The 14,867-nt window shown below is 57.7% G+C and carries 3 protein-coding genes and 1 pseudogene; all 4 read right to left on the bottom strand.

Annotation, left to right across the window (positions count from 1 at the left end):
• Positions 1–2,220: pseudogene (locus tag OEU85_RS00055) on the bottom strand (hypothetical protein); the annotation flags it as partial.
• 37 nt (positions 2,221–2,257) lie between these two features.
• Positions 2,258–3,091: a sulfotransferase family protein gene (locus OEU85_RS00060; protein ID WP_262689390.1), complete on the bottom strand. Its 834-nt coding sequence runs from the start codon at positions 3,089–3,091 to the stop codon at positions 2,258–2,260.
• A 141-nt stretch (positions 3,092–3,232) separates the two neighbouring features.
• On the bottom strand, positions 3,233–11,167 hold the full coding sequence (locus tag OEU85_RS00065) for a hypothetical protein (protein ID WP_262689391.1): 7,935 nt from the start codon (positions 11,165–11,167) through the stop codon (positions 3,233–3,235).
• 394 nt (positions 11,168–11,561) lie between these two features.
• On the bottom strand, positions 11,562–14,867 hold a 3,306-nt coding region (locus tag OEU85_RS00070; RefSeq protein ID WP_262689392.1), incomplete at its 5' end, for a beta strand repeat-containing protein.

Genomic DNA, 14,867 nt, shown 5'->3' on the forward strand with positions numbered 1-14,867 from the left:
GCCGCCATTGAACAGATCAGCGCCTGCGCTGCCGCCGAAAAGGTCGTGGCCGTCGCCGCCATAAAGCCGGTCTTCGCCCGTGCTGCCGATAAGCGTGTCATTATGGCTTGAACCCGCCACTTCCTCGAAATTCGTGAAGCGGTCACCGTCGGCGTGACCGCGCCGTCCCAAGCCTCGGCCAAGGTCGACCATCACCCCGGTATTTGAGGCGGTATAGTCCAGCATGTCACGGCCATTGCCACCATCCATGGTATCGGCGCCAAGGCCACCTGCCACAAGGTCAGCGCCCGCTCCCGCCTCAAGGAGGTTGTCAGCCGTGTCACCGGTGAGGGTATCGCCTGCCGAGGAGCCGATGACATGCTCTATCCCGTCATACATATCACGCGCCGCATCACCACCCGCACCGTGGCCGGTCGCGAGGTTGACCGTCACCGCCGCCGAAGAGGTTGCATAGGAGACAAGGTCGACGCCAGCACCGCCGATCAGGACATCACGCCCCGCGCCACCAATGAGCGTGTCGTCACCCGCGTCGCCCATCAGCACATCATTGCCGTCAAGGCCGGAAAGAAGGTCATCGCCGCCCGCGCCAAAGAGCTTGTTGCGGCCGGCGCTGCCGGTGAGCGTATCCGCGAAGGCCGAGCCAGCGGCTTCCTCGATACGCACAATCACGTCCCCGTCGGCATCGCCGCCACTGCCGCTTTCGCTGTCGAGGTTGACATTCACCGCCGCAGAGGATGCACCATAATCCACCCGGTCCTGTCCACTACCACCATTCATCAGGTCGGCGTCTGCGCTGCCGCCAAAGAGGTCATGGCCGTCGCCACCGAACAGCCGGTTTTCACCCGCGCCGCCAATCAGCGTGTCGTTGTGGCTTGTGCCCATGACATCCTCAACGTCCGAGAAGCGGTCGCCGTCGGCATCACCGCCGCGCCCGCGCCCGCGCCAAAGGTCGGCCATCACAGCGCTTGAAGCGCCGGTGTAGTCGAGCATGTCACGGCCCGCACCGCCGTCCATCGTGTCGGCCCCCGCACCACCCGCAAGCGTGTCGTCACCTGCGTCACCGGAAAGGCTGTCATTCCCGTCACCGCCTGCAAGTGTGTCATTCTCTTCCGTGCCCGCGATTTGCATAGGGATGTTGAGCTGCGCGCCCATATTGGCGGCCGGGCCGTCTTCGTTCATAACAATGAGATAGCGCCCCTCGGTCAGGATCAGGGTGCCGCCTTCAATGCCATTTACCGTTTCAACACTATCAAAAATCTCACCTAGGTCGCTTTCGATCACGAGGACGGAGTTATTGTCGCTCCCATCATAGACCGGGGCTTCGCTGAAGACGTTCCGACCGCCGGTGATGCTGCCGGATCCGAGCGAGACTGCGGCGCTGCCTGCGAAGACATTGCCGGAGAAGGAGGTGATATCTGCCCAGCTTACATACAAGAGCGAACCACTGTTGCCGCTGAAGGTGTTGAAATCGATCTCGAAATCGTTGCCGCTGTTCTTCCCCCATATTGTGACAAGATTGCGGCCATGAAGGTTTTGGGCGAATACGTTATTGTATATTTTGATGTCTTCGCCGCTCCGCGTGTAGACGAATATGAGCGGGCTAAGCGAGCCGGACAAATCGTTACTGACAATGGAGGAACCCTGGATGGTCAGGGAGCCATAGTGGTTGGAGATCAGGCTCATGTCGCCTGAATTGCCCTCAATCACACTGTTGCTGATAAAAATATCGCTTCGGTAGCTACCATTAAACAGGTTGCTGGAGCTTGGCATGGTGTTGCCGGTAATGGTCGAATTAGAGACGCTGATACTGCTGTAGGCACTGGCTAAGACTACGCTGCCGTTCATGCCGCCGGCATCTGCTTCTGCCGTGGTGCCGCCGGTCAGGATCAGGTGATTTAGTGCGACGTCGGATCCGTTCCCGATATAAAGGATACGGGAACTATTTTGGGCATCGATGGTGATGTCAGCTGTGCCATCATTATCGGCATCGCCATCGATGGTGAGTTGATCCGCGTTGTCGAAAGTCAGCTCACCATGTGTGAGCGTGATGGTGCCACCGGACAGTTCGTCAGCGAATGTTATGTTGTTTTCGACTTCGGTCGCCTCGGCAATAGCAAGCGCTTCGCGTAGCGAAAGTCCGTTACCGTCGTTGCTCTCAGTATTCAGGTCGGTCGTATCTGCGGTTTCGTCATCAAGGGTCGTAACAATTAATGTGGGCATGGCAGAAAACCTTTTAGAAGTTATTTTTTATAGTGACTTAGGAAGTCGCGGGTTTCGGGCTGATAATACGGGCGCGGCTTTTTTTGAGGGCGCGCCAGAAATTCAGTTGCCCGTATTGTTCGAACAGCTCTGGTGGCAGGATCGTCGGGCGCGGCTGCGGCTTAACCTTTTTGCGCACGCGGTGCAGGCCCGAAACGCCCAATTGTTCATCAAACGCCGGGGCGTCATATTCCACATTGTCGAAGTCATGCTCGAACTGTGGTTCCCCGAGAAAATCATAAACAAGGTCGATCACTTCACCGGGACGGCTGGCAAGCAGGTCATAATCGATCAGCAGCAGTTTTTCGGCGTGCGGGCCGTAAATACCCTCATTGAGCGCCGACCATGCGTAGCCCACAAGTCCGTTCCTGTTCGCGAGCGCCTCAGCACGGGTAAAAACCGTGCTGCGCTCGGCGGCGGAGGCAAACAGCTTGGTGTTCTCGAAAGCGTTGCTCTGGAACTGGCGCTCAAGACTGTCCATCACCCAGGCCACATCCCGCACGCAGCAAAGAACCTTGGCGCCTGGAAATAGTTCCGACAGGGCAGACAGGTTCGCCGTCCAGGCGCGATTGGTGTCGAAAATCACTTCTGTGCTTTCGGGCTGTTCTTCGTAGTAAGCGTCAAACAGCGCCCGTGAAAGCCGTCGACGTTGCGACGGCGACACCATGGGGGCCATCTCGCTACCCGCACTGACCGAAGCAATCAGGTTGGTAAAAAGCCCGCCTACAGGGCTTGTCATTCCCGCCTCGAAACGCGGGTTCTGCCGCAATATGGCAGACAGAAGGGTTGACCCCGAACGCGGCAGGCCTGAGATGAAATGATAAGAGCGCATAAGCGTGGTAACCCCCAATTGAATATCCCGTTTGTGTAGTTTTGTCGCTTGCGGCAATTCCGGCAGAGATCAGGGATATATACATTAAAAAGTGCACTAACTCGAGATATGGCATGTGCTGATCACCCGGCACATGCCATATCAGGTTACGTCTGTTGCGCTGGAGAGCTCTGCCGCTGTGATGCCCGCGATGAAGATGGTATTCTCCCCACCTGTGTAGAGAAGCACGCCGTCCGTGCCGTCAAGACTGGTATCCGCAGCGTTCAGGTCGCTGAAATCATCGAGGCCGGTAATGGCCGTGAGGTCGAGTGTGTCCTCGTCCGTGTTGAAACCGGTGACGACATCATGGCCGTGGTTGTCGCTGAAGGCGAAATTGTCTGCGCCCGAGGTGCCAGCAAGCGTGTCGGCACTACCGCTGCTGATGGCAAGTTCAAGGGACGGCATGATCTCCGCGATGGTGACGCCAGTGAGGAAGATCGAAGAGCTGCCGCTTGTGGTCAGCAATACCCCGGCTTCACTATTCACTGTTGTTTCTTGTGCTTCGAGATCGCCAAGGCTTGTAAGGCCTGTGATGGCGGAGAGGTCGATAAAGTCGCCCCGTGCGTATGCGCCGTCGACGATGTCGTCACCATGGCCGTCCCCAAAGGTGAGGGTGTCGGTACCCGAGCCGCTATCAATGTTGTCGTTGCCAGCACCACCTTCAATAACGTCGTCACCCCCGTAACCGATCAGGCTATTGTCGCCCGCATTACCCGTGAGCGTATCGCCCGAGGTGGAACCCGCCACATTCTCGATCTCTGTAATGACATCGCGCTCAGCGTCACCACCAGAGACGGCATTTGTTGACAGATTGACCGAAACCGCCGCGCTGGACGTTGAGTAGTCGATATAGTCGTTGCCCGAACCACCGATCAGCACATCGCGGCCTTCACCGCCCATGAGTGTATCGTCGCCGCCTTCTCCATAGAGGACATCCGGCCCGTCAAGCCCGGTCAGCACGTCGTTGCCTGCGCCGCCAAAAAGCTTGTTTCTGCCGTCGCTGCCGGTCAGCGTGTCGCCGAAGACGGAGCCCTCGATCTCTTCAATGCGGATCAGGACATCACCGGCAGCGTCGCCATCCGAGCCGCTTTCAGTGTTGAGGTTGACGCTGACCGCGCTTGCGGACGTGCCATAATTCACTCGGTCCTGTCCCGCGCCGCCATTGAACAGATCAGCGCCTGCGCTGCCGCCGAAAAGGTCGTGGCCGTCGCCGCCCAGCAGCCGGTTGTCTGCCGACGAGCCGATGAGGGTATCATTGAACGCGGTGCCGGCGACATCCTCCACATCTGCCATGCGGTCACCATCCGCGTCCCCGCCACGGGCACGGCCCCGGGCAAGGTCTGCCATCACGGCGGCGTTGTTGGCGGTATAGTCGATAAGGTCCTGACCCGCGCCCCCGTCAAGGATGTCGCGGCCAGCACCGCCAACGAGAGTATCCTCTCCCGCCTCGCCATAGAGATAGTCGTTACCGTCCAGCCCCATAAGCGTGTCATCGCCTTCCGCGCCAAACAGCCTGTTGTTGCCGGTGCTGCCGGTCAGTGTATCTGCAAAAGTAGAGCCGCTGACTTCTTCCACCCGGACAAGTATGTCGCCCTGGGCATCGCCGCCTGTGCCTGTGCCAGCACCAAGGTCGACCGACACCGCACCGGTCGAAGAACCATAGCTGGCCCGGTCAAAACCGGCGCCGCCATGGAGAAGGTCAGCGCCTGCGCCGCCTTCGAACAGGTCATGGCCGTCGCCGCCGATCAAGCGGTTTTCGCCCGCGCTGCCGATGAGGGTATCGTTATAGAGAGAGCCTGCCACATCCTCGACGCCAGACAAGCGATCACCTTCGGCATCACCACCGCGCCCGCGCCCGCGCCCGAGGTCCAGCACTACGGCGGCTGAAGACTGTTGGTAGTCGACCAAATCCTGTCCGGTGCCGCCATGAAGTTCGTCCGCCCCAGCACCGCCTGTGAGCGTATCGTCGCCCGCAGCACCGCTGAGGCTGTTGTCTGCGCTGTTGCCCGTGAGCGCATCGCCATAGGCGGAACCTGAAGCACTTTCGATACTGGCGATCAGATCATGTGTTGCGTCACCACCCGATACACTATTGGTGGCAAGGTTTACGGTGACTCCCGCGGAGGATACCGCGTAACTGATCTCATCCTGTCCGTCGCCGCCATCCAGCACGTCGCCACCCGCGCCGCCGACAAGGGTGTCATCGCCGCCGTCGCCGGTAAGATAGTCATCACCATCAAGACCGGTGAGCAGATCACCGCCGGCAGCGCCAAACAGTTTGTTTGAGCTGTCGCTACCGATAAGGGTGTCGTTGAAGCCAGAGCCGCTGACTTCTTCGACACGCACGATGACGTCGCCTTCGGCGTCACCACCTGAGCCAGTTTCACTCCCAAGGTTTACTGCCACTGCCTCGCTGGAGGAGCCATAGTCAACCCGGTCGAGGCCTGCGCCACCATGTAACAGGTCAGCGCCAGCGCCACCGCTTAACAGGTCATGGCCATCGCCGCCCAGCAGGCGGTTGTTGGCCGCATCGCCTATGAGTGTGTCGTCATGGGCTGTTGCTGCCACATCCTCAATACCGGCGTAGCGGTCTCCTTCGGCGTCGCCGCCGCGCCCGCGCCCGCGTTCGAGATCTACAACTACACCGGCAGTTGAGGCTTCATAATCAACTAAATCCTGACCGCTGCCACCATCCATGGTGTCCGCGCCGTCACCGCCTTCGATGAGGTCGTTACCGTCACCACCTGAGATACTGTCGTTGCCATACTCGGCCCGAAGCAGGTCGTGGCCCCCTTCGCCGATGAGTGTATCGTCGCCAACGGAGCCTATGAGGGTGTCGGCACCTGCACCGCCGCGGAGGCTGTCGTTACCGTAATCGCCACTCATCCAGTCACCATCGCCGCCGCCTGACAAGGTGTCATGGCCGCTGCCGCCATACAGGGTGTCGGCGCCGCCCTGGCCATTCAGCTGATCGTTACCCGAACCCGCTGTTATATAGTCGCGGTAAGGGGTGCCGTTCAGTATTTCGGAGTAGGAAGTGCCATAAATATAATTGGTTGCAAAATCAAAGTTCGTTGCCGAGAGGCTGGATGCCTGAACACCCGTGAGCCGGAAGGTGCTTGAGGAATAGCTGATAATCGTGTCACTGCCCTGCTGGTACCAGGTTACAGACGAGACTGAATAGCCTGACAGGTCGATAACATCGTCTTCAACATTGAAGTCGGTGATTACATCGCCTTGGTTTGCCTGAAAAACATCAGCCCCGCGACCCCCGGTGAGTATATCATTGCCGGAGCCCGATGCCAGTGTGTCGTCGCCCGCACCGCCGATCAGGGTATCGTTACCTGAGCCACCATCAATGACGTCGTGCCTGGCGCTTCCTGTGATCGAATCGCGTCCGGATCCGCCATGGACAGCACCGGTTACAATTCCGGTGGACGTGTCAAAAATATTATCGCTGAAGGCGAGAGTAACGGTACCGTTGATGGTCCCTGTATTTGTGACCGTCGCCGTCTGACCGTATGATGCGCTTATATAAATATCACCATTGATGGTGCCGCTATTTGAGAGTGAGATATCATTTGAGGATATTGCATAGACCCCATAACGGGACCCTGTGATGGTGCCCTCGTTGATTATTGTTGCACCGCTATAGGCATAATATATCCGGATGCCATAATCAGCGATGATATCCCCGGTATTGAGTATTTCTGTGGAACGTGTGTCATCCTGATAAATACCGATCGAGCCGGTGTTGTATGTGTCGGCGGCTATTATGGTACCAGAATTTATGACCTGTGCTGTCGTGCTCGCAGCAATAATGCCTGTTGCGGAACGCATTCCTGATACATTAATTGTACCAGTGTTCTCAATCGTTTCAGGCCCGTAATAACGGTCGGCATCGATCCCAATGGCAGTGTTATTAGACCATACAATAATATTGCCGTCATTGTTGATGGTGTTGATTGAATTCAACCCTGTGCGGGCCTGTATGCCGTAAGCGTCTGCTGTTGCCGCAACGTAAATGTCACCATCTATATCAATATTGCTATCGGTAGCGTCATAGATGCCGGTCGCGGTGCCGCCACCGCTGACAGCGATGATATCGCCGCTATGGGTGACGGTGTTCTCATCTGTCCGGAGGGCGACGACACTGCCGTCAGTCCTGCCAACCCAAATCTCTCCGCTGATGGTGAGATGAGCCCCGGATTGCGCAATAACCCCGTAATTGGAAGAGTTTGTTTCGTAAAAGGCGGTGGACGACAAGGTTTCATCGCCGGTCACGGTGTATGAGGTCAGTGTGGTTTCCGGCCGCTCCCCTACTTCTGGAATCGGGGAATGAGGCGTCGGCACGCCAACGGTGCGGGTCGCGTAATCATCGGCGAGAAAGTGACCGGCATTCAGGTCGCCAGCGGTGACATTTGTCAGCGTGATGACATTGCCGCCGCCATCGGCAATTTCGGTGTCGTCACCGTTTTGCGTGACTGTCAGGTCAAAATAGCCCTGATACGTTAGGCGCAGGTCAATCAGGTCTTCATCCACGCAGAAATCTGTGATGGTGTCGCTGCCCCAACCGGTGCCGGGCGTGAAAACATCAGCACCCGCGCCACCGGTGAAAACTTCATCGAAGAAAGAACCATACAGCGTGTCTGCCGCAGACGTACCGGTTGGAGCAAGCGTGTCGATAATGCGGATGTCGGCAATGTCATCATCGTTCAGGCCATCCAGATGGATGCTGTTGCCGTCGTCGTCTGAGATAAGCAGACCTGTGGAAACGCTGGTAAAGGTCAGATCATCTGCTGACAGGCCCGTGCCCCTGATGTCCAGATAATCAACCTCAAGGTAGTTTGCGGCGGTTGTGAAGCTCTGGATCGTGTCATCGCCCCAGGCGGCGTCAAAAACATAGAGGTCATGCCCGGTTTCACTGCCGAACAGATCATTGCCCAACCCGCCATTCAGGGTATCGTCACCGTAGCGGGCACTGATTACATCATTGCCCGCGCCGGCATCAATATAGTTGTTGCTGTCTTCCGTGTAGATGTGAATGACATCGTTACAGCTGGAGCCGATGACATTTTCGACGCCCTGATAGTTATTATAACTGCTGCCGATCGATACGCCGACGGCCTCATCCGCTGTTGCGAAGGATACGGTATCGTCGCCGGCACCGCCATGGATCGTTTCCTGCGAGGTACCGGCATGGATCAGGTCGTTGCCGTCGCCGCCATACAGGCTGTCATTGCCCGCACCGCCGGTGAGCGTGTCGTCGCCGCCCTGGCCAAACAATGCGTCGTGCGAGGCACCGCCCGTCAGGCTCTCGCCATCTCCGTTGCCGTAAAAATCATCCCCGCCATAGGTGTTGCCAGCTGTGCGGGCGTCGCCCATATCGACAATGCGAAAGGCGTCCCCGGCCTCTATCGCCTCAAGGTTATGGCCGGTGCCGGCAATGGTCAGCTCCACCGCCGACACGCTACCGGTGGTAGCGATGCTAAGCGTGGTGTTACCGCCCCCTTCGGTGGTGGAAAAAAAGGTGCTGGCGTACTCGCCATTGCCAAACTGCAGATAGTCATATTCACCGAAGTTCAGGTAGGTATCGCCGTTGAAATCGTTGATACCGGAATAAGCAACTAATGCATCGCTGTCACTGTCAGCCCCTAGGTCTATCTCGTCCTGCCGGTAGCGAACAGTGACATAATCCGCGCCGGTGCCGAGGTCGATATCATAATTGGCGGAGGTGTATACATTGTCAAAATAAACAGTGTCGTTACCCGCGCCTGCCAGAACGACCAGACCGTCGTTTGTCCCTGCCACACGGATATAGTCATCGCCGCTGCCGCCATCAAGCGTGTCTATATGCGTGCCGCGAAGGCTGTCATCGCCGTCTCCGCCGGAAACGAGGCTTCCTTCGAGTGATGAATGGCTGCTGTACAGGGTGTCGTTCCCCGCGCCGCCATCAAGCGTGCTTGTGCCCTGCGAGTTGGAGATATAGTCGTCGCCATTCTCACCGGACAAGCTGTCGTTGCCTGCGCTATCGCTGAGATAGTCGTTGTCTTCTCCGCCGGTGAGGATGTCATCGCCGGTGTGCCCATAGAGTGTGTCGTTGCCCAGCCCGCCGTCCAGCGTGTCCTGGCCGTCATAGCCAAGCAGGCTGTCGTCGCCGTTTCCGCCCACCATGTCGTCGTTGCCGTCGCCACCATGGAGATAGTCGTTGCTGTCGCCACCGGCGAGGCTGTCGTCACCATTTTCGCCATAGAGGGTATCGCTGTTGGCGTCACCGCTCAGTAGGTCGGCTCCGTCGCCGCCAAAGGCAATATCATAGCCGTCACCGCCAGTGAGGATATCGTCGTCTCCGGCACCATACAGACGGTCATTGCCGTCCCCGCCGACGAGGCTGTCGCGGCCATCAAGGCCGTACAGGCTGTCATTGCCGCCGAGGCCATTGAGGGTATCGTCACCTACGTTACCGGTCAGGCTTTCGCTTGAAGCCGTGCCGGTCAGCTCAAAGCCGTCATACAGGTTTGAGAAGTCACTGGCATCCAGGTCAGTTGCGGCGACCCCTTCTAGCAGGATTGTGTTGCCTGCGCCGTCCGAGATCAGCACATCGGCCCCTTGCTGGGTAATGACAAGGTCGTCAAAGACAAGGTCGCGCACCGCGAGCAGGATATGGTCTTCTCCGTCGGTGTAATCCGTTACCGTGTCGGTGTTCCAGTCCTCGTCAAAGCGCAGGGTATCGTTTCCGGCACCACCCGACAGCGTGTCGTTGCCGCCTGCGCCGCGCAGGATGTCATCACCTGCATTGCCTTCCAGCAGGTTATCAGCGCTGTTGCCGGTGATGGTGTCGTTACCGCCCGCGCCGTAGGCGTTTTCAATAACACTGCCTTCAAGCAGGTAAACCGTGTCTGTCTCTGCCCAACTGCTGTAATAGTTTGAGTAGGTGACCGTCGTGCCCACGTTCAGCCACGCGCCTTCGGTGCTGAGGTTCAGGTTGACGGAGGTATCTCCGCCGGTGACGCCGATTGTGTCGGTGCCGCCTGTGTCCCAGATGGTCATATAATAGCGCTCGGACAGGTCGAATATGTAAGTGTCGTCCCCGTCCGTGGCGTTGAAATTTTCGCCATAAAGATACTGTAGCGCCAGAAGGTCGTATTTCATGAAGGTCTGGGGGGACAGGTCAGCCGTGGTTGCGCTGCCATAGCGCGCGCTGACGTCGTAGGCCATGACGGTATAGTCCCAGCCGTCATACTGGCTGGGCAGGGAGGCGAAATAGCCCCGATCACCATAATAGCTCTGAAAAGAATGGCTCAGACCCAATGTGTGGCCAAGCTCGTGCAACAGAATGGTTTCATAGTCATACTGGCTTTCAGACATGCTGGTACTGGAGAACCAGAGATCGCCCGCCGACTGGCTGTCCCACGGGTAATATCCCCAAGCTATCGCGCTGCCACGATAATAGGTTGTCCACGCCGGTCGGATGGTGCCGGCGGATGAGCTGCTGTCCGTTACTTCGACAAAATTGAGATTGGTATATTGCTCAAGCCATTCGAATGTATCCCTGAAGAATTCCTGGCTGGCATCAGACATGCCCTGAAGGCTGTAATAGGGTTCACCGCCGTCACCATATGAGGATGACGAATAGCTGCTGCCGCTTGTCGGGAAACTGAAAGTGACGGTGAAGGTGGTGTTGTCGTCATCGGCCGCATATTGTTTGCCCATCAACAGGCCGTCCGTCAGCGGATCATCCGTCGGGGCATAGACGAGGATGTCCCTGATATCGTGAATGCCGGTGGCATCGCCGCCTGCAACCGCGCTCACATCGATGCCGCCACTGTCTGTTTCGCTGTGCCCTGTTGTATCCTGGCCAATCCCGTCCTCAACGCCGGGCTCACCAAACCCGCACACAAAACCATCGTGGCTGTGCGTATTGTGTGTGCCACCATTTGCGTTCTCGGTATCGTTCAATGTTGGCAGGCCGGTGGTCTGGTCCGCCAGAACTTCGGCCGTGTGTGTGGGTCGGGAGCGCACTGTTTTATCCTGCATCACCATTCCTTGTTTTGCCGTATCGGCCGCCGCTTTTCCATGGTGGTGCGTCGCCGAAATTTGTGCTGTTCATCAATACAATCAAGCACAAAGCCTGTAGTTCATACCGTTGCGTTTTGGTGGTTGCAGGGGGGGCGGGCTGGCATGACGCGGTCTGCTGAAACGACGGAACATAACGCGCGCGTGGCCGGTATAGCCGCATAGTGTGACCCCCATCACTTATCACCGAATTTGATTGGGATTTATGTCCAATCAACACCTTCTTTGGTAGGTAGAACGCACCTGCAAGTCAAGCGTGTATTGAGCCACAATATAGTTGACGTCAGTACTGCTTGACTTTTCAAAGGTCTACAGCTTTTCGGAAGCATGCTGCAGCCTATCGGGCCGCAGGCTGTTAGTTGACCACCGTTGCTGCTTCCAGCCCTGCCGCCGTGACCCCGACGAGAAAGATGGAGCCGTCGTCACCGGTGTCCAGCAATACACCGGTATCCCCATCCACGCTGGTTTCAGTGGCGTTCAGTTCACTGAAACTGGTCAGGCCCGAGAGTTCGCTAAGGTCAAGTGTATCTTCGTCGACGTTAAAATCCGTGATGACGTCGGAGCCGTGACCATCCGAGAAAAGAAATGTATCCGCACCATTTCCGCCAGCAAGAATATCGGTGTTTGTTCCTCCATCCAGGGTATCACTGCCATTTCCGCCGTTCATATTGTCTGCCGATATGCCGCCAATCAGGTTGTCGTTTCCAGACCCGCCGACAATGGTTCCGGTGATCGTCCCGCCTGAGCCATCAAGCGTATCGTTCCCAGCGCTCAGTTCGACGTCGCCGTTGATTGTCCCGCTGTTGGTGACTGTTACGCCGGTGCTGTCGGTGTCGGAGGCTGCATGAATATTGCCGGTGATCGTGCCTTGGTTGTTCAGGCTGGCGTTGTCAAATCGGAGTCTGACTCCAACGGTGGTCCCACCCGTATCTGCAATTGCTGTGATGGCTCCCGTATTGGTGATGGTATTTGCTGTGATGGTTACCGCAAGGGTTCTGCCTGAGGCGCTGATACTTGCGTCGTTAGTCACGGTCGCACGGGGCAGAAGGGCGCCATAAGCTGTGTGGTCGGACCAAACGATAATTTGTCCGCTGTTCTCAAGTGTTACATTGGCGGTCGGCGCATCATCAATCACGCCAACTGCTGTGGTATTGCTGACTGCATAGATGAAACCACGATTATCGACCATAGAATTAGCAACTGCATAAATGCCGCGTGTCAGGATATTGCTGCCAACAGCTACCACCGCCCCCTCGTTCACGAAAGTCGAGTCAGTAAGAGCGACACCCAAAGGGGCGTAATTTGCGAAGAGTGAATTATCTATCCAGAGGTCACCTTGGTTGGTGAAGTGACTTCCCCCAGCTATCTGGAGATTGGTGTTCACTCCACGATAGCTATCATCGCTTGATACGACAGTCGCCCCGCCGTTAACTATTTGATCTGAATCCACTGATACCAATGGTCGAGGGTCGAGCATGGGAATCTGTGCCCAGGGCGTGTCCTGACCCATCAGGTTTTGCACAAAGTTTGTCACCTGTATGTTGGATGCGTCCAAATCACTCAGCGATGTGTTCTCAAGGCGCACAACCGTTGTGCCGTACGCGAGCACAATGTCTGCGCCGTCGACGAGCGCTGTGTCGAGAATACTGTCGAGCGTTGTACTATCCGATGTGAAGAACTTGATTACGTCCTCATTGGCAGAAAAGTCGGTAACGACATTTGAACCTTCAACTATCTTAAACCAGAATTCATCCGCACCTGCACCGCCAGTCAGAGTGTCGTTATCTTCGCCGCCGTACAGGATGTCGCTGCCGACACCACCTGAAAGGGTGTCGCTCCCTTCAAACCCATTCAGCTCATCGTTGCCTGCGCCGCCCGCTAGGCTGTTATCGGCTGTGTTGCCATAAATCGTGTCATGCGAAAGCCCACCGATGGCATTTTCAATATTTGAGAGAGCGTCATGTGATGCGGTGAACCAAGTATAAATTCCGCCCTGCAGGTCGATGGCCATTACCTGATCATAGCCGGTGTAATCGACGGTATCGATGCCGTCGCCACCGTTAATAGTATCCCTGCCATACCCTGCTATGATTGTATCCTCGCCGGCTCCCGAGGAGATGCTGTCATTACCACTGCCTCCTGCCAGCACATTGTTGCCAGCATCACCTGTCAGCGTGTCATCATCACTTGAACCGATGACGTTCTCCAATTCGGCATAAAGGTCACTTTCTGCGTCACCGCCCGTTCCTCTACCTACCGTAAGGTCCACATTCACCGCTGCACCGGATGTGGAGTAATCGGCAGTATCAGCCCCCTGGCCACCAATGAGCACATCGCTGTCCTTGCCGCCGGTGAGGGTGTCGTCGCCGTCTTCGCCGTAGAGCACATCGGGGCCGTCAAGGCCGGAGAGGCTGTCATTGCCGCCCGCGCCAAAGAGCTTGTTGCGGCCAGCGCTGCCGGTGAGCGTGTCAGCGAAGGCTGAGCCTGCGACCTCCTCAACCCGGGTGACGGTGTCTCCTTCTGCGTCGCCGCCACTGCCGCTTTCGCTGTCGAGGTTGACATTCACCCCAGCCGATGAGGCGCCATAGTCAACCCGGTCAAAGCCGGTGCCGCCATTGAACAGATCAGCGCCTGCGCTGCCGCCGAAAAGGTCGTGGCCGTCGCCGCCATAAAGCCGGTCTTCGCCCGTGCTGCCGATAAGCGTGTCATTATGGCTTGAACCCGCCACTTCCTCGAAATTCGTGAAGCGGTCACCGTCGGCGTGACCGCGCCGTCCCAAGCCTCGGCCAAGGTCGACCATCACCCCGGTATTTGAGGCGGTATAGTCCAGCATGTCACGGCCATTGCCACCATCCATGGTATCGGCGCCAAGGCCACCTGCCACAAGGTCAGCGCCCGCTCCCGCCTCAAGGAGGTTGTCAGCCGTGTCACCGGTGAGGGTATCGCCTGCCGAGGAGCCGATGACATGCTCTATCCCGTCATACATATCACGCGCCGCATCACCACCCGCACCGTGGCCGGTCGCGAGGTTGACCGTCACCGCCGCCGAAGAGGTTGCATAGGAGACAAGGTCGACGCCAGCACCGCCGATCAGGACATCACGCCCCGCGCCACCAATGAGCGTGTCGTCACCCGCGTCGCCCATCAGCACATCATTGCCGTCAAGGCCGGAAAGAAGGTCATCGCCGCCCGCGCCAAAGAGCTTGTTGCGGCCGGCGCTGCCGGTGAGCGTATCCGCGAAGGCCGAGCCAGCGGCTTCCTCGATACGCACAATCACGTCCCCGTCGGCATCGCCGCCACTGCCGCTTTCGCTGTCGAGGTTGACATTCACCGCCGCAGAGGATGCACCATAATCCACCCGGTCCTGTCCACTACCACCATTCATCAGGTCGGCGTCTGCGCTGCCGCCAAAGAGGTCATGGCCGTCGCCACCGAACAGCCGGTTTTCACCCGCGCCGCCAATCAGCGTGTCGTTGTGGCTTGTGCCCATGACATCCTCAACGTCCGAGAAGCGGTCGCCGTCGGCATCACCGCCGCGCCCGCGCCCGCGCCAAAGGTCGGCCATCACAGCGCTTGAAGCGCCGGTGTAGTCGAGCATGTCACGGCCCGCACCGCCGTCCATCGTGTCGGCCCCCGCACCACCCGCAAGCGTGTCGTCACC

This window comes from Kordiimonas aestuarii (assembly GCF_025574465.1).
Classification (GTDB): domain Bacteria; phylum Pseudomonadota; class Alphaproteobacteria; order Sphingomonadales; family Kordiimonadaceae; genus Kordiimonas; species Kordiimonas aestuarii.